This window comes from Rhizobium sp. CECT 9324 (assembly GCF_918741265.1).
GTDB lineage: Bacteria > Pseudomonadota > Alphaproteobacteria > Rhizobiales > Rhizobiaceae > Allorhizobium.
The window spans coordinates 225,814-250,000 of sequence record NZ_CAKKMZ010000002.1 but is presented as its reverse complement, the minus strand read 5'-3'; the positions used below and the strand labels follow the sequence as shown (position 1 = coordinate 250,000).

Here is a 24,187-nt window from a genome sequence, read left to right as displayed (position 1 = left end):
CCCAAGCACGGCGTGGGTGGCGAACAGGACCGCGAAGATCAGGCAGTCACTCATCAGATAGAGCCAGAAGCCCAGCATGGTGCTGCCTTCCGGGTGGTGATCATCCTCGAGATAGAACTGGTTTTCGTTCCATTCGCCTGTGTGTGTCTTTTCACTCATCTCAGGTCCGCTCCGCCAGCAGTTGTGAACGCGCATCCTCGGTTGCGGTCACCGTCTCGGCGGGAATGTAGAAATCCCGCTTGTAATTGAAGGTATGTCCGATCGCGACGGCGATCACGGCGACGAGCGACAGGATCGCCAGCCACCAGATGTACCAGATCAAGGCGAAGGCAAGCACGACGCTCAATGCAGCCAGGATCACGCCGGCTCCGGTATTTCTCGGCATGTGGATCGGCTTGAAGCCGGCCAGCGGACGCTCGTAACCGCGGTTCTTCATGTCGTACCAGCTGTCATGATCGTGCACGACCGGCGTGAAGGCGAAGTTGTAGTCCGGCGGCGGCGAAGACGTCGACCATTCGAGCGTCCTGCCATTCCAGGCGTCACCACTGGTTTCGCGCAACTGGTCACGACGGCGATAGCTGACGACAATCTGGATGACAAAGGAAGCAATGCCGATTGCGATCAGGAATGCACCGAAGGCCGCGATAATGAACCAGATCTGCAGGGACGGATCCTCGAATTGCGAGACACGGCGGGTGACGCCCATAAGGCCGAGCACGTAAAGCGGCATGAAAGCGAAGAAGAAGCCGATCTGCCAGAACCAGAAACTCATCTTGCCCCAGAACGGATCGAGCTTGTAGCCGAAGGCCTTTGGCCACCAGTAGACGACGCCGGCCATCAGCCCGAACACGACACCGCCGATGATGACATTGTGGAAATGAGCAATCAGGAACAGCGAATTGTGCAGGACAAAGTCCGCCGGCGGGATTGCCAGCATGACGCCGGTCATGCCGCCGATGACAAAGGTCACCATGAAACCGATGGTCCACAACATCGGCACCTCGTAGCGGATCCGGCCGCGATACATGGTAAAGAGCCAATTGAACATCTTGGCGCCCGTCGGGATCGAGATGATCATCGTGGTGATGCCGAAAAAGGCGTTCACCGATGCGCCTGACCCCATGGTGAAGAAGTGGTGCAGCCAGACCAGATAGGAGAGGATCATGATCACGCAGGTTGCGTAGACCATGGACGCATAACCGAACAGGCGCTTGCTGCTGAAGGTGGCCACGACTTCGGAAAAAATGCCGAAGGCCGGCAGGATGAGAATATAGACTTCCGGGTGTCCCCAGATCCAGATGAGGTTCACATACATCATCGGATTGCCACCAAGGTCATTGGTGAAGAAGTTCGTTCCGGCGTAGCGGTCGAGGGACAGAAGCGCCAGCGTCGCGGTCAGAATCGGAAAGGTGGCAACGATCAGGATATTGGTGCAGAGCGATGTCCAGGTGAACACAGGCATTTTCATGAAGGTCATGCCCGGAGCCCGCATCTTGACGATCGTCGCGATCAGGTTGATGCCGGAGAGCGTCGTGCCGACGCCTGCGACCTGCAATCCCCATATGTAATAGTCAACCCCGACGCCTGGACTGTAATCGGCACCGGACAGCGGCGGATAGGCGAGCCAGCCGGTGCGGGCAAATTCTCCGACAAACAGCGACATCATGATGATGATGGCACCGGCCGTCGTCATCCAGAATGAAAAATTGTTGAGGAAGGGGAAGGATACGTCGCGCGCGCCGATCTGCAACGGCACGACATAGTTCATCAGTCCGGTGACGAAAGGCATGGCCATGAAAAAGATCATGATCACGCCGTGGGCGGTAAAGATCTGATCGTAGTGATGCGGGTTAAGATAGCCTTCATTGCCGTTGAAGGCGATCGCCTGCTGAATGCGCATCATGATCGCGTCGGCAAAGCCGCGCATCAGCATGATCAGCGCCAGGATCACATACATGATGCCGATCTTCTTGTGATCGACGCTGGTGAACCATTCATGCCAGAGGTAACCCCAGAGCCTGTATTTCGTGACGAGCGCAAATAGCGCGAGACCGCCCAGAGCCACCACAGCAAAGGTCACCACGAGGATCGGCTCGTGATAGGGAATGGCCTCCCACGACAGACGCCCGAAGATGAATTGCGTCAAACTGGTATTATCGAACATAGCACTGTCCAAATTCTCGTGAAATGCGACGTCAGGGGGTTGTCGAGCCGCTGTTGTTCAACTGTGAAGGTGCCGGACCATCCTCGCCATCCATACCCGACGGTTCAGCATGCCCATTGTGCATGTTGTGCATGTCATGGTTCATCTGCCCCGGTTCGGACGATTGTTCGTCGATCCCTTCCGCCGGTTCTTCGCTTCGCGACGGATTTCCGGTTGCCGGGAAGGTTGCACCGGGTGCGGCATCGCCTTCGTGGCCGCCTTCAGCCGCGTGGCGGTTGTCATGTTCGAGCTTCGACCGGTTCTCGTGGCTCTCCACGCCTGCGCCGCCCATCATGTCGATATGCATCATCTCGTTCATGCACATCTGGCCCGGGCGTACACACATGTTCAGCACCGCCTGGTAAAGTCCGTCCTCGACACCGGCGAAAAAGCGTACCGGATCCTTGATGCTCGGCTTTTCGAGCTTCAGATAGGTATCGCGATTGAGCATGGTTCCGGTCTGCTTTACCCGCGCGACCCAGTCGTCGAAACCGGTCTGATCAAGCCCATGAAACTTGAAGCGCATGTGAGAGAAGCCGTCACCGCTGTAGTTCGATGACAGGCCTTCGTATTCCCCGGGCTTGTTCATCACGGCGTGCAATCGGGTCTGCATGCCGGGCATGGCGTATATCATGCCGGCAAGTGCCGGCACGTAGAACGAATTCATCACCGACGAAGCCGTGATCTTGAAGTTGATCGGCACATCCACGGGGGCCGCCATCTCGTTGACTGTGGCAATCCCGTAATCCGGATAGAAAAACAGCCATTTCCAATCAAGTGCCACGACTTCCACCGTCAACGGCTTTACATCAGCCGGAACAGCGCGCTCGGCATCAATACGGTCGAGCGGTCGATACGGGTCAAGCTTGTGGGTGCTGATCCAGGTGATGGCGCCGAGCGCAATGATGATGGCCAGTGGCGCAGACCAGATGATAACCTCAAGGCCGGTCGAATGATGCCATTCCGGATCATATTTGGCCGCCGTATTCGACTGGCGGTAGTGCCAGGCAAAATAAAGCGTCAGGCAGAGAACCGGCACAATGATGATTAGCATCAGAATCGTCGAAATGACGATCAGATCCCTTTGCTGAGCGGCAATGTCACCCGACGGCGACATGACGACCATCTCGCACCCTGCGAGGCCAAGGGCCATAGACACGAAAACAATCCATCGTCCGACGACTTTAAACTGACTGGGCATTTTTAGCTCAACTTGCGTTTCGTCTAGTTGGCAATAATCGCGACCCGGCATGAAAGGGAATGAGGCCGTTCGTCGCAGCGCAGCATAATGTCGCAGTGCAGGAATTCAATGGAACCGACCGGACTTGCTCCCTACAAAGCAGAATTGATTATTGCCAATTGTCCGCCATTTGCCAATCCATTCCGTCCGACAGACGATGGGCTCAACGGAAACGCCCGCATTAGGCAAAAGGGTGTAAGGTTTTTTTCTTCGCTTGCTTGATCTCGTACGTTGATTGTTCGACATTTGAGCAAGGCGCAATCGCCGGGAGGTAGTCATGAGCGCAACCGTCAATCCTACGTCATCGGGCCTCGAGCAAGACGCCCGTCGCATGCATGATGACGACAAACCGTTGTCGCCCGGTAACATCGCAATCGGCGTCGTGATCGGCCGCATGTCGGAGTTCTTCGACTTTTTCGTTTACGGGCTTGGCTCGATCCTCGTCTTTCCCAAGCTGATCTTTCCGTTCGCATCCAGCCCAGTCGCCGCAACCCTGATGTCATTCTCGATTTTTCCACTCGCCTTTCTGGCACGTCCCGTCGGATCGTTCGCCTTCATGTGGATCGATCGCAACTACGGCCGTGGCACAAAACTGACGATCGCCCTGGTGCTTCTCGGCGGCTCGACAGCATCCATCGCCTTCCTGCCGGGATATGCGACGATCGGTTACTGGGCCGTGGCGCTCCTCGCGCTGTTCAGGCTCGGTCAAGGATTTGCGCTTGGCGGCGCGTGGGATGGCCTGGCATCGCTTCTCAACCTCAACGCTCCCCCCAAACATCGCGGCTGGTATGCGATGATCCCGCAGCTTGGTGCGCCCATTGGATTTGCAATCGCCAGCATTCTGTTTTTCTATCTCATCACCAATCTGTCCGAAGCGGACTTTCTCGAATGGGGATGGCGCTATCCGTTCTTCGTCGCGTTTGCGATCAATGTCGTCGCGCTGTTCGCCCGCCTGCGCATCGTTGCCAGCAAGGAATTCGGTGCAGCGATGGCGGCGCAGGAACTGCAGGCTCGCCCAGTTTTCGAAATGTTGAGCAAACATGGCGGAGATGTCGTCATTGGCGCCTTTGCACCGCTGGCAAGCTTTGCCATGTTCCATCTTGTGACGATCTTCCCGCTGAGCTGGGTGATCCTGACCGGTGGCCAATCGGCGGCAGAATTCCTCCTGGTGCAGGTTGCAGGCGCCGGTGTCTGCACGATCGGAATTGTCCTGTCCGGCGTGATCGCCGACCGTATCGGACGGCGCCGGCAGTTGATGATAGGGGCAAGCCTGATTGCGGTCTTCAGCTTTTCCGCACCCTTTCTGCTAGATGCCGGTGGCAAGGGGCAGGACGCATTCATCCTCATCGGGTTCGCAATACTCGGCCTGACGTTTGGCCAGGCATCCGGTGCAGTATCCTCGCGCTTCACCCAGTATTATCGCTACACGGGTGCTGCTCTGACATCGGATCTGGCGTGGCTGGTGGGTGCGGCTTTTGCTCCACTCGTGGCACTCGGTCTTGCCACGAATTTCGGCATCATCTTCATCGGCGGCTATCTGATTTCTGGCGCGATCTGCACGCTGGTGGCACTTGGTCTTACTCGCGCACTCGACCAGAACGAAAACCCGCAAGGCGTTTAGCAGACGGCATGCGCCATTTTGGCGAGATCGAAGCAGACACGGTTATCCGACCTCGATCTCGCCAAAACCTAAAAATCTGCCCGATATCCTGCTGTGCTAGCTGGAAGGCGGGGCCGTAGGTGTTGGAGGAGGTGCAGGCGGCGGAAGCTCCGTGGGCAGGTTGTCGACGTTTTCAGCCTCAATGTCAGGTGCATCGTCTCCCAATGCGAGCTTTATCAGGTCGGTCACGGTGAACCGTCCCGGATGCGCGGAAGGAAGGGTCGGCGTCCAGTTTCGATCCTGCCACAGGAACGAAGCCTTGTCCGCCAGCAGGATATCGACAAACGTCTGGGCCACGATATGTGCTCCGACGCCGCCCATGTGCTGGCCATCATGTAGGAATTCGGCCTCACGCAGAATGTAGAACCAGAGGGGAGCAAGCCCTGCGCCGCCAGGCACATCGGTCCAGACTTCGCTGTCTGGCAGTCGCTCCGGTAACGCCAGAAAGTTGGCAATTGTCTGTCCGGCGGGAAGGCGCAGGTCGACACCCCGTTTCAGGTTACGAACTGCCAGCGAGCGGTCGGCAGCACTGGTATCGGGCGGTACGACACCATTTGGAAGCTTAAGCAATTGAGGTGCCAGTTTGGTATCGATTAGCTTTCCGCGGGTCGCAGCGACGCCAAAGAACCGTGACCAATCGATGCGAAGGATCTCTGGCAAGGGGCGTCCGCCACGCAAATCGTTGTCGGCTGGTGGTGCCGTCGGATCGGCCGGAAAAATCGCTGCACCGCCTTGTGCATTGATCGGATAAAAGGCGCGGATCTGGCTATGTCCAAATCGATAGGCCGCGCCGCTAAACTCAACCGGCATATAGGGTGAGCAAACCTTTGCGCGATCGGTTGAACCCAGCACCGCATCGACAGCGGCCCTGCCGACCGTGCGCACCAGGAATTCATTGAGGACGATCCATTGATAGTGCCAGCGCACTATGGTCTGGGCATCCTCGAACCGAGACCGCCCGCCCGTATCACTGGTAAAATCGCGCATGACCCTGTTGTGGAACTTCAAAAACAGCACATGCAACTGACCGATGATGCGGTTCTCATCATTACGATGGTCGCCGATGATCGCTGTGCCCTGGCGGTTTCGCGGCAGATCGAACCCGTCCTCCGACAGAAGAAAGCAACCGGGACAGTTGCGATCATAGAGTGCCGGGCTGGCACCAGGTCCGCGGCCATAGAGAGAATCGAGCTCGAAGGCGGGTGTGCGAAAATTCGTCGTTGCGTTGAGGTCAATCTGCTGCTCCAGAATGGAGGTCGCATCCAGGGTCAGATCATGATCGATGAACTGCCCGAGAAACGTATATCCGGCCTTGATCCGTGGATTGTCCACGCCGCCGCCGGGCCCCTCCATTGGACCAGGAGGGCCGCCATCGGGACCCGCACCACCCAGCACATCTGCCGGTGGCACCATCGTCTTCAGCGAACGCAGTTCTGGAAACATCCGGCCAAACCGACCCGTATCGGTGAAGCGCCCCTGTGGGACACTCAATCCACGATTCTCAAATCCATGCATGTCTTCCTCCATCCAATAGGGGGCTGCAGATCAGCGATAGCAAAGGCTCCACACGCGACCGTGATCCGACGCTATCGATCAGCGTCGGTCCGGCAGTTTTTTGATCCATGCTTGCATCAGGTTGCGCGGACCATCATCGGCAGAAGACAGTCAGGCCAGTTGGCCGATGGCGCACAATAATTGCGGTGACACGCCGAACCCTAACCCAGATCAGACAGGATTTCGATGATCAGCCGTCTCCATACTTAATGATATTCTCATGTACAGGCCGCCTGAATGTAACGCCATCAAGCCGCTGTGCCAAAATCGCTGGTGAGATCATCCAGTTAGGAAAGAACGAAATATGAGGGCTTGTCGCCAATTGATACAAGCAGCGGCCAGACCATCGGCGTCAATGCCGACGTCGGACGGCCGTGCGGAGGAACAGGGAACTCATTCTCGGCATAGGCTCGCAGATGTTCACCCGCTATGGTGCCTGCCAATCAAACCGTCTCGACACCTGATTGATCCCGCAACAGGCTGATGATGCCGGAGAAATCCCGCTCGCCGTTCCCACGTTGATTGAAAAGGTCGTAGAGTTCAGATGCTCTGGCGCCAAGCGGTGTCGCGGATCCTGTCGCCTGGGCCGCAGCCTGCGCCAGATTCAGATCCTTCAGCATCAAGGCGGCGGCAAATCCCGGACGATAATCGGAATTGGCGGGAGACGTGGCAACGGGGCCAGGCACGGGGCAATAGGTCGTCAGCGACCAGCACTGCCCCGAAGACACAGACGCGACATCGAAGAGTGCCTGATGCGAAAGACCCAATTTTTCGCCGAGAACGAAGGCCTCGCAGACAGCAATCATGCTGATGCCGAGGATCATATTGTTGCAGATCTTGGCGGCCTGCCCCGAACTCGCGCCACCGCAGAGAATGATACGTTTTCCCATTGCCTCAAAGATGGGTTGGGTACGAGAAAACACATCGGGATCGCCCCCGACCATAAAGGTGAGCGTAGCCGCGGCGGCGCCACCCGTTCCCCCCGATACCGGTGCATCCAGCGACGGGCAAGCGGCCCCGGCTGCCAGTGCATGCGCCTTGCGGGCGCTTTCGACATCGATGGTCGAGCAATCGATCAGCACGGTACCCGCCGGCACTGCCGTCACCAGTTCCTGCCAGACAGACAGCACATGTTTGCCAGCGGGCAACATGGTGATCACTACGTCTGCACCCTCCAGCGCCTGGGCGAGTGTTGTGCAGGGGAAAACTCCAGCGGCCTTGGCGGCATTCACCAGCGCTGGTGAAAGATCAAACCCCCTGACGGAAAACCCGTTCTTGACGAGATTGGCTGCCATGGGGTCACCCATGTGGCCCAGACCGATAAATGCAATCGTTGTCATGTCCGTTATGCTCCTGAACAATGGTTTTGCTGATCCGCATCTCGTTCGATGCGCATCCGGAATTGGATCAAATGCGGCAACGGTTCAGATATGAAGAGCATGGCCGAGCGCCTTCATGGAGGCTTCCTGAAATCCTTCACTGCGCGTCGGGTGTGCATGGATCGTGGATGCTACATCTTCCAGCCGCGCCCCCATTTCGATCGCCAGTGAAAATGCCGCCGATAGTTCCGAGACCGCAATCCCGACTGCCTGCATACCGAGAACGACATTGGAATCGGAGCGCGCCACCACGCGAACAAAACCATCGTCGCGGCCCACCGTCATTGCTCGGCCATTGGCGCTGAATGGGAACTGCCCGACACGGATATCGAACCCTTGGGCGCGCGCCTCGTCAGGTGGAAGCCCGACCACGACGATCTCGGGATCGGTAAAACAAACCGCCGGAATGCAGCGCTTGTCCCATGCGCGCCTCTTGCCAGCGACAATTTCCGCCACCAGCTCCCCTTGCGCCATGGCGCGATGCGCCAACATCGGCTCGCCGGTGATGTCGCCAATGGCAAAGACGCCACGCATCGATGTCGCGCAATGCTCGTCGATGCGCAGGAAGGGACCCGCTTGATCCAGATCGAGTTCGCCCAGACCTAAACCATCGACATGCGGCCTGCGGCCCACCGCGACAAGAACCTTGTCTGCGGCGAGGCGCTGCTGCGCTCCCTGAGCATCCTCGACCAACAGTCCGCCAACTGAGGGACCCTTTGCCTTGACGTTCGTCAACACCCGCACACCAAGCGTCGTCAAGCGTCTGGCAACAGGCGCGACCAGATCGGCATCATATTGCGGCAGGATCCGGCCCTGTGCCTCGACGAATGTCACGTTTGATCCCAACTTGGCAAACGCAGTCCCGAGTTCCAAGCCGATGTAGCCGGCGCCAATAACGACGAGATTCTGCGGTATGGCTTTGAGCGACAGGGCTTCGGTCGAGGAGATGACCGGCCCACCAAAGACGAGCCCTGGCAACTCGACCGGCTGGGAGCCGGTTGCGATCACCACCGCTTGCGCGCGGATGGTCTGGACACCGGTTTCGGTCACGACATCGACCGTCTTTCCGTCGCGAAACCGCGCCTTGCCATGCACGATCTTGACCCTGGCCTTTGCCAGACGCGCGAGCACGCCGCCGTTCAGGCGGGCAACGATACCGTCCTTCCAGCCGACCGTCTTGGCAAGATCAAGTTCAGGGTTCTCGATCCTGATGCCGAAAGGGCTTTCCTGCCCTGCCATATGGCGGAGGTCGTGGTAAGTGTCTGCGGCGTGGATCAGTGCCTTGGACGGAATGCAGCCGACATTGAGGCAGGTTCCGCCCGGCTTATCAGCCTCAACAATGACCGTGTCGACCCCCAATTGCCCGGCCCGGATTGCGCAGGTGTAGCCACCTGGTCCGGCACCGATGACGAGAAGCTTGCAGGTAATCTCTTTCATGGTTCAGCCCTCGATGAAAATAAGCGCAGGGGTCTCCATCATCGCTTTGATACGCTGGATAAAGGTCGCCGCATCAAAGCCGTCGATCACGCGGTGATCGAAGCTTGAAGAAAGGTTCATCATCTTGCGCGCGACGAACTGGCTGCCATCCCAGACAGGCCGTATCACGATCTTGTTGACGCCGACGATCGCGACTTCGGGGTGATTGATGATCGGAGTCGTTGCAATCCCGCCGAGAGCGCCAAGCGATGTGATGGTGATCGTTGATCCGGACAGTTCTTCACGCAGTGCAGCGCCTGATCTTGCTGCCTCTGCGACCCGCATCAGTTCGGCGGCACAATTCCAGATACTAAGGGCTTCCGCATGACGCACCACCGGAACGGTAAGACCGGCAGGCGTCTGCGTTGCGACGCCGATATGCACGCCAGCGTGCCTTGTAATGATGCCCGCATCATCGTTGAACGTTGCATTGATTCCCGGCTGTTCGCTGCAGGCCCTGACCAGCGCGCGCATCAGGAATGGCAGGACGGTGAGCTTGGTCTGATCCGGCGCACGGTTGCCGTTCAATCTCTCCCGCAGGACCTCGAGATCCGTGACATCGATTTCCTCGACATAGGTGATATGCGGTATGCGTGCGGTTGCGCGGGCCATTTTTTCAGCGATACGGCGGCGCAGGCCGGTGATCTTGATCTCCTCGACACCGGTCTTGCGGATCAACGTTTTTCCAGATTGCGGAAGAGCGGCACCCCGCGCGACAAATTGGTCGAGATCGTCATGCGAAATGCGGCCGGCAGGCCCCGTTCCCTCAACCTGACGCAGATCGATACCGCGCTCCAATGCCCTTAGTCGGACCGCGGGTGACGCGAGCGGCTTTAGCATCGCGGAAGGCGTTGCATGCAGCGCGACCGAGACCGACACCGTCTGGCCGGCACTCTTCCCCTGCGTCGCAGCTCCGCTCTCCGGCGTCCCGGCACCCGGATCATTTTCGCCGGCATCCACGGGCGGCGCCTCGTCAACCGCCAGCGCGGATGCATTTGTGCCAATTCCGACCGCGTCGCCTGTCACCTCCCCGTCACCCACCACTTCAATACGGATAAGTGGTGCCTTTACGGCCACCGTGTCGCCGATCGCGGCACCGAGCCAGCGCACGACACCGTTGACCGGTGAGGGTATCTCGACTGTTGCCTTATCCGTCATAACGGCCGCAAGCACCATGTCTTCACGCACTGGGTCACCGGGTTTGACATGCCATTCGACAAGCTCCGCCTCAGCGACACCTTCGCCGACATCGGGCATCTTGATGATGAATTCTGCCATGTTCACGCCCCCATCACGTCAACAAGTGCACGCCCAACTCGGGCAGGGCCTGGAAAATAGTCCCATTCCTGAGCATGCGGATAAGGCGTATCCCAGCCGGTCACACGAACGATCGGCGCTTCCAGATGATAAAAGCAGTGTTCCTGGACCAGAGCCGCCAGTTCAGCGCCAAAGCCGGATGTCAGGGTTGCCTCATGCACAATGACGCAACGACCCGTCTTGCTCACCGATTGAACGATTGTGTCGAGGTCGAGCGGCAGCAGGCTGCGGAGGTCGATCACCTCGGCGTCTATGCCCGTTTCTCCCGCGGCCGCCAACGCAACGTGAACCATGGTGCCATAGGCGATGACTGTCACGGCTCCACCGGTTTTGCGAATTTCGGCCTTGCCGATCGGAATGTTGTAATGCCCTTCCGGCACCTCACCCAGGTCGTGTTTTGACCAAGGTGTGACCGGCCTTTCGTAATGACCGTCGAAGGGACCATTGTAGAGCCGCTTCGGTTCGAGAAAGATCACCGGATCGGGATCTTCGATCGAGGCGATCAGCAGGCCCTTGGCATCATAAGGGTTGGAGGGAACAACAACTTTCAGGCCGCAGACATGGGTAAACAGCGCTTCCGGGCTTTGGCTGTGTGTCTGTCCGCCAAAGATGCCGCCGCCTGTCGGCATGCGCAGGACGATCGGGCAGGTAAAATCGCCGTTCGAGCGATACCGGATGCGAGCTGCTTCCTGGGTGATCTGGTCATAAGCGGGATACATATAGTCGGCGAACTGGATCTCGACGCAGGGCTTTAGTCCATAGGCCGCCATCCCAATTGCCGTCCCGACGATGCCGCTTTCACTGATCGGAGCATCAAAGCAGCGAGTCCTGCCATATTTTGCCTGCAGGCCCTGCGTACAGCGAAAGACGCCACCGAAATAGCCCACATCCTCGCCGAAGACCACCACATCGTCATCGCGCGCCATCGACACATCCATCGCGCTGCGTACGGCCTCGATCATTGTCATTCTGGCCATGTCAGTATCCCGCCTTCTGTCTCTGGCGACGGATATGCGGCGGCATGTCGGCATAGACTCCATCGAAAATATCGCGCACCGAAGGCTTTCCGCCGGCGTGCAAGGTGCCATGAGCTTCTGCCCGCTTCTGCGCATCGATCACTTCATCCAGGATTTCCGCTTCCGCTTGCACATGGCGGCTTTCTGACCACGCTCCCTTCAAGATCAGGTGCTTTTTCAGGCGCAGCACCGGATCTCCCAGCGGCCAGGCCTCGGATTCGGTCTTGGGACGATAGGCACTTGGGTCATCCGAGGTCGAATGGGCACCGACCCGGTAGGTCACGTATTCGATCAATGTCGGCCCGAGATTGCGCCGGGCGCGCTCGGCCGCCCAGAGCGAAACCGCGTGAACCGCCAAATAATCATTGCCGTCAACACGGAGTGCAGGAATTCCAAAGCCCAGGCCACGGGCGGCAAAGGTCCCCGAACCACCTCTGGCGATGCCTTGAAATGTCGAAATCGCCCATTGATTGTTAACGATATTGAGGATCACAGGCGCCTTGTAGGTCGAGGCAAAGACCAGTGCCGAATGAAAGTCCGATTCCGCCGTCGATCCGTCGCCGATCCAGGCCGCGGCTATCTTGGTGTCGTTCTTGATGGCCGACGCCATGGCCCAACCAACTGCCTGCACATATTGGGTGGAGAGGTTGCCGGAAATCGTGAAGAAGCCGTGCTCTTTCGACGAATACATGACAGGCAATTGCCGGCCGCGCAGGGGATCGCTTTCGTTGGAAAAGATCTGGTTCATCATCTCCTCCATCGGGTAGCCGTCGGCAATCAGCAGACCGGCCTGCCGGTAGGTCGGAAAATTCATGTCGCCTTGCCTCAGCGCCTTGCGAAAGGCACAGCTGACCGCCTCCTCGCCCAGATGCTGCATGTAGAACGAGGTCTTGCCCTGTCGCTGTGCCATCAACATGCGCGCGTCGAAGGCGCGCAGCTTCATCATGTTGCGAAGGCCGGTTAAAAGCGCTTCGTCGGACAACAGCCCCGCCCATGGACCGACAGCCTCACCTTCGCGGTTGAGTATGCGAATGATCGAATAGGCAAGATCACGGATGTCTTCGGGGGCCGCGTCGACATCGGGGCGCGCAACGGCGCCCGCCTTGGCAATCGTGACATTGGAAAAATCCGGTTGGCCACCTGGGCGAACCGCTGGCTCTGGAACATGCAGACTCAATTGCGCGAACTCGGTCATGCCGTGTTCTTCCTCCCATTTTGCACGCACTGGCCTTCCAGTCTCCTCCCGGAAAGCGATGGCACGTTAGACTTGCAGACTACGCGCAATCACGATGCGCTGCACGTCACTTGTTCCTTCATAGATCTGACAGATGCGTACATCGCGATAGATGCGCTCGACCGGATAATCGGCCATATATCCATAGCCACCATGGATCTGGATCGCATCCGAGCAGACCTTCTCGGCCATTTCGGAGGCAAACAGCTTTGCCATCGAGGCTTCCGTCAGGCAGGGGGCACCGCTGTCCTTCAGGGCCGCGGCATGCAAGACCATCTGCCGTGCAACTGCGATGCTGGTTGCCATGTCGGCAAGGCGAAAAGCGATGGCTTGATGGTCGATGATCGCTTTGCCGAAGGTTATGCGTTCGCGCGCATAATCTCGTGCGGCTTCAAAAGCCGCGCGTGCCATGCCGACCGACTGTGCCGCGATACCGATGCGACCACCTTCAAGGTTTGCCAGCGCTATTCTGTAACCCTCTCCTTCTTCGCCAAGGCGCGATTCAACCGGGATCCTCATGCCGGTGAACGCGATCTGGCAGGTATCGGAGGAATGCAGCCCGAGCTTCTTCTCGATACGCACGACTTCGTAGCCTGGCGTATCCGTCGGCACGATGAAAGCCGAGATGCCCTTCTTTCCAGCCGCTGGTTCCGTCACGGCAAAGACGATGATCAAGTCGCCGTTTTTGCCTGACGTGATGAACTGCTTGGCGCCGTCGATGACATAGTGGTCACCATCCAAGACGGCCCGGGTACGCAGATTGGATGCGTCAGATCCCGCTTGCGGTTCGGACAGGGCGAAGCCACCGATCCATTCGCCGGAGGCAAGCTTTGGCAGGAACCGCCGTCTTTGGGCTTCCGTGCCGAATTTGAGGATCGGCACGCAGCCGACCGAATTGTGCACGCTCATGATTGTGGAACAGGACCCATCGCCGGCGGCAATTTCTTCAAGGGCCAAAGCATAGGCAACGGTACCGGTGTCCGAGCCACCATAGTCGTCCGGCACCAGCATGCCGAGAAAGCCAAGTTCACCCATCTGACGCAATTCATCCTGCGGGAAAGCGTGCGACATGTCGCGGGCAGCAGCACCTGGCAAGAGGCATTCTTGGGCGAAATCGTGCGCCATATCGCGGATCTGGCATTGCTGGTCAGACAGGATCATTCCAGGACCTCCTCCACAAGAGAACTCAAGCCCGCTCTATCGCAATGGCTGTCGCTTCACCGCCGCCAATGCAAAGCGTGGCCACGCCGCGTTTCAGGTCGTAGCGCTCGAGTGCCGCCAGAAGTGTAACAATGATGCGGGCACCGGACGCGCCAATCGGATGGCCCAATGCGCAGGCACCACCATGCACGTTTACCTTGTCATGCGGCAGGTCGAGATCCCGCATCGCTGCCATGGTCACGACGGCAAAAGCCTCGTTGATTTCGAAGAGATCGACATCCTCCAGCCGCCAATCAGTTCGTTCACTCAGATTTTTGAGTGCACCGATAGGCGCCGTTGCAAAAAGGTTGGGAGCCTGTGCATGGGTCGCATGACCAACGATCGTGGCAAGCGGCGTCAGACCTCTCTCCTCCGCTTGCCGAAGGCGCATCACGACCAAAGCTGCCGCGCCATCGGAAATTGAACTCGAATTGGCGGCTGTCACCGTTCCACCGTCACGAAAGGCAGGCTTGAGGGTCGCGATCTTTTCAAGCCTCGCCTTTCCGGGCTGCTCATCGCATGTGACATTCGTTTGGTTATTCCCGGCCTTCACAGTCACCTGCGCGATCTCCTTCTCGAAGAGACCGTTGCCAATTGCTTTGTGTGCCCGCGTCAATGATGAAACAGCAAATTCATCCTGCGCCTGCCGCGTAAATTGATAGGCTTCAGCACAGTCTTCCGCGAAAGTTCCCATCAGCCGTCCTTTGTCATAGGCGTCTTCCAGCCCATCGAGAAACATATGGTCTGCGAGACGCCCGTGGCCGAGGCGATAACCTGCGCGGGCACGATCGAGCAGATAGGGTGCATTGCTCATGCTCTCCATGCCTCCCGCGACCACAACTTCCGCGCTTCCGGCCAAAAGGATGTCATGGGCCAGCATTACCGCCTTCATGCCCGAGCCGCACATCTTGTTGACGGTGGTCGCGCCAACGGTGAAGGGAAGCCCGGCACCAATTCCCGCCTGGCGCGCCGGTGCCTGGCCAAGACCTGCAGAAAGCACACATCCAAAGACAAGTTCCTGCACCGCATCGACCGGAAGCTGACTGCGCTGCAAGGCGGCACGAATTGCTACCGCGCCCAACTCCGGAGCACCGATATGTTTCAAATCACCCAGAAACCCTCCAAGTGCGGTGCGGGCGAAGCCGACGATGACCACCGGATCATGCGGCGTCATGCAACCCTCATCGAGCCATTGTTCCGTAGAGCGACCACACCGCGGCCGTGCGCTTTGGCTGATGATCTGACATGCATCGTTGACATCAAATCTGAGCCATTTGTGCCCTGTCTCATGAAACACTCCTCCCAAGCTACGGCATTGACAATCACCTCCCAGTTGACTGCCTTGCCGGATCCTACGCTCACGCGCTATTGTAAGCGATGACAGAACTGCGCTTCATTTTTCGGCCAGTTTTGCCATATGGGAGGATCGTCAGTGGCTGAATTCGATCGGCGCATGATTTCGCCCTCGTTCGTTGAAGAGGCCCTCGACTGCCTTAAACGGGCAGGCAAGCCGACAGCACCTGTACTTTCCCGCCTGGGACTGCCTTTGATCATTGACCAGCCGATTTCGGCAGAGCGCTACGGTGCTCTTTGGCTGGCCATTGCCGCGGAGGTGGACGACGAATTCTTCGGCATGGCCGGTCGTGCTATGCCGCATGGTAGCTTCACATTGCTGTGTCACTGCGTGCTGCATGCCAAAACTCTTGAACAGGCACTTCGACGGGCGCTTCGTTTTTTGACCATCGTGATTGACGATCCGAGCGGCGAACTCATCGTGCGCAACGGGCTCGCCGAAATCATCTTGACCGACAAGGGAGCACCACGCTCGGCCTTTGCCTACCGGACATACTGGATCCTTCTGCATGGCATTGCCTGCTGGCTGGTCGGCCGGCGCATTGCGATACGCGCGGTCGATTTCCGCTGTGCCGAACCAAAACAAGGAACGGACTACCGGCTGTTCTTTGGTGCGCCTGTGCATTTTTCGCGGCCGGTCAGTCGCATCGCCTTTGATGCTACGCTGCTGAAGCTGCCGATCGCCCGGACGGAGCAGGCCCTGAAACAGTTTCTACGCGGGGCTCCTGCCAATATACTCGTGCGTTACAGATATGATGCCGGTCTTGGCGCTGCCGTGCGGCGTCACCTGCGCAAGACACCGCCGTCGAACTGGGGACGTTTTGAAGACATTGCACTTCAGATGCGCATGTCGCCGTCGACCCTTCGCCATCGGCTCCATGCAGAATCCCAGAGCTTTGCGGCAATCAAAGAGGAAATCCGCCGGGAAATGGCGATTGACATGCTCGCTGCGGGCGACATGCGTGTCGGCGATGTGGCAAACGCATTGGGTTTCGCCGAACCAAGCGCCTTTCACCGCGCCTTCAAGACGTGGACGGGCAAAACGCCGACGCAGTTTAGGCAATCGATGTCTGCGTCCCAGTAGCGGGACAACATAAAATCCATCTATCAAGCGGACAGCGACACGCGGCCAAAACCGATGCTGATAATCTGCCTGTTGCCGAGCCTGGCATTGAGACGCAAATAGCGCTTCTGCGTCTCCAAGCTGTGTGAGTATCAGCTGAACGAGACCCTGTCCTGTGCTGTCCTGCCCAGATTAAAGGGACAACACTGTGAACGACAAGAGCCCCCTCCAGTCGCGTCCAGATCAGTCAAATCTGCGAAGCATAGCCAAAAGCTGCAAGTTTTGCCGTCTGAGCTCTGCTGCCAGTGTTTGTTTCAAACGCCGATTTTCGGCTTCAAGCGTATCCAATTCTTCTCCTGGCCCATCAACCGACTTAAACGATGATCCCAAATCGGCTTCCACGGTCGCCGTCTTGGCTTCCTTGGTTCCGCCGGATCTACGAATAGGACCCCGCGTCTTTTGGTTCTGCATCTCGGGCGCTTTTTCTTCGTGCTGTGTGCCACGATTGAGGTCTTGCTCGAGACTTCCGACGGGACCTTGGTTCTGATCAGCCGTCACCATGGTGATGGTTTCGACAGGCTTGTTGCCGAATGAGACCACAGGGCCTGTCTGATGGGTATTCAGCTTCACCGATGGAGCATCAGCAGGCTCGGCCTCAACACCAATTTGCAGGCCCTCGGTTGCATGTCCGGTCATCGGATCGAAGAGATGCGGCGCATCGGCTTCTGCCGCACGCACCAGCGCCTTGAGATCCGTGTTGCCCCAGATCGAGCCAGAGCGCGTTTCATTGCGTCGACGTCCCGATTTGAATTCGACGACGAAGTTCTGTGGTCTTTTCATATGTCCAGTCTTCGCAAAGATAACGGCGTCAGGCGCGATCGAAGCGCTTGAGCAACTTTCTGAGGTGTTCGTTTTGCAGTTTGAGCTTATCGCCCAACACGATTCTCAGATTTTGCACGTCTGCGTCAAGTCTTTCCATCTCGGCAAGCATTGGATCGCGTGAGGATGGTGAGCGAGATGCGCGCTCAATCTCCCCGACCGCAGGCTTCTTCCCAATTGCAGCATCGGCCTTTTTTGTTGCGACCGACTGCCGTTTGCTCTTGCCCACAATCTGCAAAGTAGTATCCGGCCCAGGCACAATCGTCATCTTTTCATCAGGTGCCGATGCCTTAACCGCATCCTTTTGTGCCGGGGTCTTGCTTGCACTCGACCGTTCCGGTTTGGATCGCGCCGATTTCTGCACACCTTGCCTGCTGGTTGGAGCAACCAACTCAGGCGACGTACCGATGGGGCTTACCTCGTTCGACGGTTCAGCAACCGTTTCGTCAAGCGGCGTCGCTTCTGCTGGGGCCGTTGCGCGAACCGGATCAACCACTTTCTCTGCAGCAATATGACCGAGTTCGTCCGGTGAAGGTTTGGTAACTGCTTGCGCTGGTGTGACTTCGCGCTCAACCTCTGGCTCGCTTGTCGGCGCAGAACTCCGAACTATCTTTGGCGCTTCTTCCGGCGCTTGGTCTTTAGGCTGGCGGGATGCCAGATCGGCAAGAAATCTCCAAGGGGATCTCATTAGCTTAGTCCTCCAGCAATCTGCACGGCGATTTCGCGGCAGGGTTCATATCCGGGTCTGCGGCACAAACCCGTCTATGCCGTTTGAAAATGATCTAGGAGGCGAGCGCGGTCTAACAACCGCCCCGCGCCACCTTGATCTTTTGCGCTGATCGAAACTCAGGCGGACCCCAACCGTTTACGGAGGTCGGCATTTTCCTGACGCAGCTTGTCGGCAAGCGCCTTGCGCAGTGTCTTGTTTTCTTCTTCAAGCTTGATGAGGTCTGCAAATTCATCGCCAGTGGATGCTGGTGACTTGGCAACTGATGTCTTGACCAGCGCTGGCTTGCTCTGAGCAGGCTTGGCAACCTTTTTCGGCGCCGACGCCTTAATTGTATCTTTCGCTGTCGTTGAGGCAACAGCTTCCGTTTCGCCGCGTTTGCGACGCTGGACCGGAGCAGCCTTTGCCGGCGCGACCTCGGCCTTCACAGGCGCAGCTTTTGCAGGTTCGGCGGTTGCCTTCGGCTTGTTCGGCCCGCGCGTCTTTTTAACCTTGACCGGCGTCTCTGTCACCGCAACCTCGGCAACGGCGCCTGCATTGTTCTCATCAGCCATAAATGTCTCCTTTTGTTGCGATAGATCTTTTTCACTGAGGTGCCGTCTCTGTCAACAAAAACGGCGCGACGCGGCGAATTTTGGCACTTTCTCCGCTCAAAAAGTCACCGCAAGACACTTGCAGCGATACTGCCGATGCAACGGGACAAATTCATCTCATCATCCAGCAGATCCAGTTGCCCGAAATGTTCGTAGCCGCAAGCAGTGACAACAAACCTGATGCCATGCACATTGACCTCCTTCCGAAATCTAATCTTCATACTCGGTGACCAGTTGTCGCCAACGTTGTCCAGCCTGGAAGGCGCCGATCCGGATCGGGACGTCGTACTGATGTGCGAGGTGATGGAAGAGGCAAGCTATGTGCCGCATCACAAACTCAAGATTGCCCTGATCTTTTCTGCCATGCGGCATTTCGCCGAGGAGCTCAAGACTCGCGGCTTTGACGTCCGGTACATCAGACTCGACCATCCCGATAATTCAGGTTCGTTCTCCGGCGAACTGAAGCGCGCCGTCACCGCACTTTCACCTGAATGCATAGTTGCCACCGAAGGCTCAGAGTGGCGCGTTCTGGAGGCGATGAATGCATGGCAGAGCGATCTTGGCCTACCGGTCGACATCCGCATCGACAGCCGGTTCCTGTGCTCGAAGGTAGAGTTTCGCAAATGGAGCGCGGGGCGCCGATCACTGACGATGGAATATTTCTACCGCGACATGCGGCGCCGTACCGGCTTGTTGATGAACGGCACGGATCCCGAAGGGCATCGCTGGAATTTTGATGCGGACAATCGTCAACCGGCAAAGCCCGATCTGTTTCGCCCGAAACATAAGGGCTTTGCGCCGGATGCGTTGACAAAGGATGTGCTTGTGCTCGTCGAGCGCATATTTCCGAAAAATATAGGTTCGACAGCCGGCTTCTCATTTGCGGTGACCAGATCCGATGCGCAGAGTGCTGCAGACGCATTCGTGCGGGATTTTCTGCCGGCATTTGGCGAAACCCAGGACGCCATGTTGAGCGAAGAGCCCTTCCTCAACCACGCTCTCCTGTCCTTTTACATCAACATTGGCTTGCTGGATCCTCTCTCCCTGTGCAAGGCGGCCGAGCGGGCCTATCTCGAGGGACACGCGCCCATCGCCAGCGTCGAGGGCTTCATTCGCCAGATCATCGGATGGCGCGAGTATATTCGCGGGATCTACTGGTTGACGATGCCGGGGTATGAAATGAGCAATGCGCTCGATGCGCATCGTCCCCTGCCAGATTTCTTCTGGACCGGCGACACCGGCATGGCATGCCTGTCCACGGTGATTACCCAGACAATCACCCATGCCTACGCGCATCACATCCAGCGTCTCATGGTGGTCGGCAATTTTTCCATGCTTGCCGGCCTTGATCCGCATGCTGTTCATCAGTGGTATCTCGCCGTCTATGCGGATGCATTCGAATGGGTGGAGCTGCCCAATGTGATCGGCATGAGCCAATTTGCCGACGGCGGCCTGATGTCTTCAAAACCCTATGCCGCCAGTGGCGCCTACATCGCTCGCATGTCCAACTACTGCGATGGTTGCCGCTATGATGTTGCCAAGAAGGTCGGCGCGGACGCCTGCCCGCTGAACGCGCTCTACTGGCATTTCATCGACCGCAATGCGGCAAAACTGGCAAAGAACCATCGCCTCGCACAGACTTATGCAACGTGGCATCGCATGGATGACGGGAAAAAACACGAGTACCGGAACAGTGCTGAAATCTTCCTGGATAAACTCGATCGGGGCGCGCCCGTCTAAAGGGTAAAGCCAGCAGCGGTCCTATGGAGAAGAAGCTTTGGCAAAAATGGTGAGGAAGACAGATTTGCCGACGAAGATCTGTCGGAGCTGTGGCCTGCCTTTCGCGTGGCGACGTAAATGGTCGAGAACATGGGACGAGGTAAAGTTCTGCTCGGAGCGATGCCGGCGCACAAAGCCGAAATCAGGCTGATAACTGTGCAGGCCGGCTTCGCGCCGTGTTCGCACGCAGCCAATTTTGCAAAGGCTCATCGACGAGCCGATAGGTGACTATGCCACCCAGCAGACTAGCGAGAAGTGTCAGGATACTGAACACGGCAAGTGACAGTCCACCACTTCCGAACGGCAGTCGCAACCACAGTTGCCCCATGGCCGACAGCACGATCCCATGCGTGAGATACAACGCATAGGACGAGTCTCCGAGCAATTTCGGCAAAGGCCAGATTGGCAGCGCACGCGCCTTCTCCAACAGGAGTGCCCCCGACACAATCATGGCCGCTGGCACGCCAAGCAGGATGAAGCGCAATAGGTCAACATGTTGCGCGATGAACGGCGACGCCATAAACAACATCATGCCGGCAAACAAAAGTGACGCCCCGGCTTTGCGCGAACCGGCGCGTTTTGAAAGCACCCACGCGATCCCCACGCCGAACAGGAATTCGAGGAGGATACTCGATGTGAGGAAAATCGCAGGCGGCCAGTCCGGACGAACTAGTATTCCAAGCAGAGGCAGCGCAATCAGCACCGCGCTGACTGCAAGCACGCGCCAACGGGGCAAGAGAAAGAGGCAAAGGCCGAACGCCGCGTAAAACAGCATTTCATAGTTCAGCGTCCAGCCAGGTGCCAGGATGGGATAAAGCAATCCGTCGGCAGGCGAGGGATATGGCAGGAAGGCATAGGATGCAGCGACATGCATGGCGTCGAATCGAATGCTTTTGAGAAACTGCGGCGTGAATATCGCCACCAGCACTAGAAACGTGGTGACGATCCAGTAAAGCGGGACAATTCTCATCAGACGACGCTTGTAGAAATCGAGAACGCCCATCGATCTCGACTGGATCGATAGGAAGATGACGAAGCCGCTGATGACAAAGAAAATATCAACGCCCCCTTCGAGGAAACCCGGCCAGAAACCTTGGTCGCCGATTCGAGCCAGTGGAATTTCGATTTGGCAAAAGACCACCATAAGTGCCGCGACCGCTCGCAGATAGTGAATGGATATGTAATTCATTGACAGTCTCGCTCTCGATCCTCCGAGCACGGTTAATTATAGACTAATGCAATTATATCCACCGAAAGCCGGGAAAATGCTTAACGGCAACGCACATCTCAGCCGCCTCTTCAGCTCTATGGGGATAAGATTGGCTCTCCTCGCGGCCATGTGATGCGCTGCCCGAATTCAGCCACACCGGTGACATCTGACCGTTGCATGACCGTGTTATTCCGCAGCTAAAGGAGGAGTACGGCCATGCACGACCTGTCGATTTCAGAAGCCTTGAGTGATCCGTTGATCCGGCAAATGCTGCGCGCGGACAAGATTAGCCTCGACACATTCGCCCAGCTGCTCGACAAGGCTGCCAGAGAGCGGAAACGCCGGCTTGCGCCTATTGACTGGAGTGCGGGCAAGATCGAGGCTGGATTTTTCCGACAAGGCCCTCCACCGGCAGCGTAACGCCGCGAGAGCAATGATTTTCGGTGCGGCTTTGACCGACCAACTACATGTTCCGATCTGGCCAACCGCTACTCTCAGGAAGGCCGTGCGGCGCGCAGAATAACTTGTGGGGTGACCAAGACCCTTATCCCACTCCAAGGGTTGACGATCGTCGCGCCCGGCACGGATCATTAAAGAACCGCGCCCAATTGGGCAGATCCCGGCGATCGCGTCGACACGGCGGTGAGATCCTTGCGCCTGTCGGTCGGAACAACTGCCCTGTGCGGCTGCAGAGCCCCTCCCTCGCCATGCCATTTTCTCGAACATGCGCATTTGTGCCGCAAGTCCGGGCTTGCTATGGATGTTGCGGTGGAGGAGAGAATGAACACTTTGCAGAAAGCTGCGCAGAAAGAGGCTGTGTCGAACATCGCGGCGCCTATGCGTGACCGGGAATTCGGACCTCTGCTCGCCCAGGCTTCCATCCTGATTGTCGATGACGAACCGGGGATGCGCAATTTTCTCGTGCGCACGCTTGGTCCACGCTGCCGGCTGGTCGAAGAAGCCGCCGATACAGACGAAGCATCCCGCAAACTCGACCAGCAGCATTTCGATCTTGTTATCCTCGACAATATCATGCCGGGAAAAAACGGCGTCGACTGGCTCGCCGAGCAGCGCACCATCGGACTGTTTGCCGAGGCTATCCTGATCACCGCCTTTGCCGATCTAGACACGGCAATCCAGGCGCTGCGTGCCGGCGCGGTCGACTTCGTGCTCAAACCGTTCCGTTCCAACCAGATCCTGAACTCGGTTGCCCGCTGTCTGGAGCGCATGCGGCTGCAGCGTGAGAATTTCGTGCTGCGCTACGAGTTAAAGGCGGCGTCCGAACACATATTGTTGCGCGACAGACTGATTGGCGGATCGACAGTGATCGGAGATCTGCGCACCACCATCGCCAAGCTTGCACCGCTGCCGACATCCGTGTTGCTCACCGGCGAATCCGGCACCGGAAAAGAGGTTGCAGCCCGCTCGCTGCATACGTTATCCGACCGGGCGGAGAAACCGTTCGTGCCCGTCAATTGCGCCGCCATTCCCGCCGACATGATCGAGACTGAACTGTTTGGCCACATCAAGGGCGCCTTCACCGGTGCCGGTCATGGCCGAGAGGGCCTGTTCACTCACGCCCAGGGCGGCACGCTCTTCCTCGACGAAATCGCCGAAATGCCCCTTGCAACCCAGAGCAAAATGCTTCGGGTGATAGAGGACCGCCGTGTGCGGCCGGTCGGATCGGAGCGCGAAGTGCCCGTCGACCTGCGCTTCGTCTTCGCCACCAATGCCAACCTGCAGAGGGAGGTCGAACAAGGGCGGTTCCGTGCCGATCTTTTTTATCGCATCAACGTGATGCAACTGCATCTGCCGCCGCTTCGCGATCGAGGCAATGACGTACAGGAACTTGCTGATCTGTTTATGACCAAACTGTCCCAACAGCTCGGCATGCCTCCGGTCGCAATAGACCCACCGGTCCGCGCCGCACTTCGCCGCTATGGCTGGCCAGGCAATGTGCGGGAATTGCGCAACCTGATTGAACGGACACTGATCCTTGGAAAATTCCCCGGCGAATTTCGCGATGGGCCTCGAGGTACGGCAGCAGGTACGCGCAGCATTCACGATAATTTCGCCGACAGCAAGCCGATGGATAACCCCTCTGCCTATGCCGCATCCGGTCCCTCTGGCATCCTTGTGAACGATACAGGCAAGGCTGGATCGGACGATACGCTGGAGGATGTCGAGAGGCGCCATATTCTCGCCGTTCTGGAAAACTGCGCTGGAAATCGCGACGAAGCCGCGCGCCGGCTCGGCGTTTCGCGCAAGACCATTGACCGAAAATGTGCCGCCTGGAATGGCTGA

The 24,187-nt window shown here is 57.8% G+C and carries 21 protein-coding genes (1 of these 21 cut by a window edge); 6 read left to right on the top strand and 15 right to left on the bottom strand.

Features of this window, described 5'->3' with window-relative positions:
• The 3 genes in view from cyoC to cyoA are tightly spaced (at most 31 nt apart) and all read right to left on the bottom strand, a layout consistent with a single transcriptional unit that may run on beyond the window.
• Window positions 1–159 carry the 5' end (the start) of a cytochrome o ubiquinol oxidase subunit III gene (gene cyoC, locus LQ231_RS21140; RefSeq protein ID WP_230173759.1) on the bottom strand. Its footprint begins 465 nt before the window's first position, so 159 of the gene's 624 nt are visible here — the first part of the coding sequence; it begins with the start codon at window positions 157–159; the stop codon falls past the left edge of the window.
• Between the two features lies 1 nt (window position 160).
• On the bottom strand, window positions 161–2,164 hold the full coding sequence (gene cyoB / locus LQ231_RS21135; protein WP_230173758.1) for a cytochrome o ubiquinol oxidase subunit I: 2,004 nt from the start codon (window positions 2,162–2,164) through the stop codon (window positions 161–163).
• Between the two features lie 31 nt (window positions 2,165–2,195).
• Complete coding sequence (gene cyoA / locus LQ231_RS21130; protein WP_113143558.1) at window positions 2,196–3,356, bottom strand: ubiquinol oxidase subunit II; 1,161 nt, start codon at window positions 3,354–3,356, stop codon at window positions 2,196–2,198.
• Between the two features lie 364 nt (window positions 3,357–3,720).
• Here cyoA and LQ231_RS21125 point away from each other — a divergent pair, with 364 nt between their 5' ends.
• Window positions 3,721–5,064, top strand: coding sequence for an MFS transporter (locus LQ231_RS21125; protein ID WP_230173757.1), 1,344 nt, complete (start codon window positions 3,721–3,723; stop codon window positions 5,062–5,064).
• A 96-nt stretch (window positions 5,065–5,160) separates the two neighbouring features.
• On the opposite strand, the gene LQ231_RS21120 is transcribed toward LQ231_RS21125, so the two are convergent.
• From LQ231_RS21120 to LQ231_RS21085, 8 genes are all read right to left on the bottom strand, one after another.
• A complete protein-coding gene (locus LQ231_RS21120; protein ID WP_230173755.1) occupies window positions 5,161–6,618 on the bottom strand; it encodes a heme peroxidase family protein in 1,458 nt (485 codons plus the stop codon).
• 482 nt (window positions 6,619–7,100) lie between these two features.
• The gene (gene mmsB / locus LQ231_RS21115; protein ID WP_230173753.1) at window positions 7,101–7,997 is read right to left on the bottom strand and encodes a 3-hydroxyisobutyrate dehydrogenase; all 897 of its coding nucleotides are present in this window, start codon (window positions 7,995–7,997) and stop codon (window positions 7,101–7,103) included.
• A gap of 84 nt (window positions 7,998–8,081) precedes the next feature.
• Window positions 8,082–9,473 carry a dihydrolipoyl dehydrogenase gene (lpdA, locus tag LQ231_RS21110; RefSeq protein ID WP_230173751.1) on the bottom strand — a complete coding sequence of 464 codons (1,392 nt, stop codon included), beginning with the start codon at window positions 9,471–9,473 and terminating at the stop codon, window positions 8,082–8,084.
• 3 nt (window positions 9,474–9,476) lie between these two features.
• Complete coding sequence (locus LQ231_RS21105; protein WP_230173750.1) at window positions 9,477–10,790, bottom strand: dihydrolipoamide acetyltransferase family protein; 1,314 nt, start codon at window positions 10,788–10,790, stop codon at window positions 9,477–9,479.
• 2 nt (window positions 10,791–10,792) lie between these two features.
• Window positions 10,793–11,806, bottom strand: a complete 1,014-nt coding sequence (locus LQ231_RS21100; RefSeq protein WP_230173749.1) for an alpha-ketoacid dehydrogenase subunit beta — start codon at window positions 11,804–11,806, stop codon at window positions 10,793–10,795.
• A 1-nt stretch (window position 11,807) separates the two neighbouring features.
• Complete coding sequence (locus tag LQ231_RS21095; protein WP_113143565.1) at window positions 11,808–13,040, bottom strand: 3-methyl-2-oxobutanoate dehydrogenase (2-methylpropanoyl-transferring) subunit alpha; 1,233 nt, start codon at window positions 13,038–13,040, stop codon at window positions 11,808–11,810.
• A gap of 66 nt (window positions 13,041–13,106) precedes the next feature.
• Window positions 13,107–14,240, bottom strand: a complete 1,134-nt coding sequence (locus LQ231_RS21090; RefSeq protein WP_230173748.1) for an acyl-CoA dehydrogenase family protein — start codon at window positions 14,238–14,240, stop codon at window positions 13,107–13,109.
• Between the two features lie 25 nt (window positions 14,241–14,265).
• Window positions 14,266–15,453 (bottom strand): acetyl-CoA C-acyltransferase, encoded by a 1,188-nt coding sequence (locus tag LQ231_RS21085; protein WP_230173747.1) that lies wholly within the window; start codon window positions 15,451–15,453, stop codon window positions 14,266–14,268.
• Window positions 15,454–15,711: 258 nt separating this feature from the next.
• Between LQ231_RS21085 and LQ231_RS21080 the strand changes: the two genes are divergently transcribed.
• Entirely contained in the window at window positions 15,712–16,716 is a 1,005-nt protein-coding gene (locus LQ231_RS21080; protein WP_230173746.1) for an AraC family transcriptional regulator, read from the top strand.
• A 222-nt stretch (window positions 16,717–16,938) separates the two neighbouring features.
• Here LQ231_RS21080 and LQ231_RS21075 read toward each other — a convergent pair whose 3' ends face one another.
• The 3 genes from LQ231_RS21075 to LQ231_RS21065 form a co-directional block, all read right to left on the bottom strand.
• Window positions 16,939–17,535, bottom strand: coding sequence for a hypothetical protein (locus tag LQ231_RS21075; protein ID WP_230173745.1), 597 nt, complete (start codon window positions 17,533–17,535; stop codon window positions 16,939–16,941).
• Between the two features lie 28 nt (window positions 17,536–17,563).
• Entirely contained in the window at window positions 17,564–18,262 is a 699-nt protein-coding gene (locus tag LQ231_RS21070) for a hypothetical protein (protein WP_230173743.1), read from the bottom strand.
• A gap of 158 nt (window positions 18,263–18,420) precedes the next feature.
• Window positions 18,421–18,855 (bottom strand): SyrB-like regulator, encoded by a 435-nt coding sequence (locus LQ231_RS21065; protein WP_230173742.1) that lies wholly within the window; start codon window positions 18,853–18,855, stop codon window positions 18,421–18,423.
• 219 nt (window positions 18,856–19,074) lie between these two features.
• Between LQ231_RS21065 and LQ231_RS21060 the strand changes: the two genes are divergently transcribed.
• Window positions 19,075–20,634 carry a cryptochrome/photolyase family protein gene (locus tag LQ231_RS21060; protein ID WP_230173740.1) on the top strand — a complete coding sequence of 520 codons (1,560 nt, stop codon included), beginning with the start codon at window positions 19,075–19,077 and terminating at the stop codon, window positions 20,632–20,634.
• Between the two features lie 37 nt (window positions 20,635–20,671).
• A complete protein-coding gene (locus LQ231_RS21055) occupies window positions 20,672–20,824 on the top strand; it encodes a DUF2256 domain-containing protein (RefSeq protein ID WP_230173738.1) in 153 nt (50 codons plus the stop codon).
• Here LQ231_RS21055 and LQ231_RS21050 read toward each other — a convergent pair.
• Window positions 20,816–21,862 (bottom strand): acyltransferase, encoded by a 1,047-nt coding sequence (locus tag LQ231_RS21050; RefSeq protein ID WP_230173736.1) that lies wholly within the window; start codon window positions 21,860–21,862, stop codon window positions 20,816–20,818. The genes LQ231_RS21055 and LQ231_RS21050 overlap by 9 nt on opposite strands.
• A 237-nt stretch (window positions 21,863–22,099) precedes the next feature.
• On the opposite strand from LQ231_RS21050, the gene LQ231_RS21045 reads away from it, so the two are divergent.
• The gene (locus LQ231_RS21045; RefSeq protein ID WP_230173735.1) at window positions 22,100–22,303 is read left to right on the top strand and encodes a hypothetical protein; all 204 of its coding nucleotides are present in this window, start codon (window positions 22,100–22,102) and stop codon (window positions 22,301–22,303) included.
• 417 nt (window positions 22,304–22,720) lie between these two features.
• Window positions 22,721–24,187, top strand: coding sequence for a sigma-54 dependent transcriptional regulator (locus LQ231_RS21040; protein WP_230174996.1), 1,467 nt, complete (start codon window positions 22,721–22,723; stop codon window positions 24,185–24,187).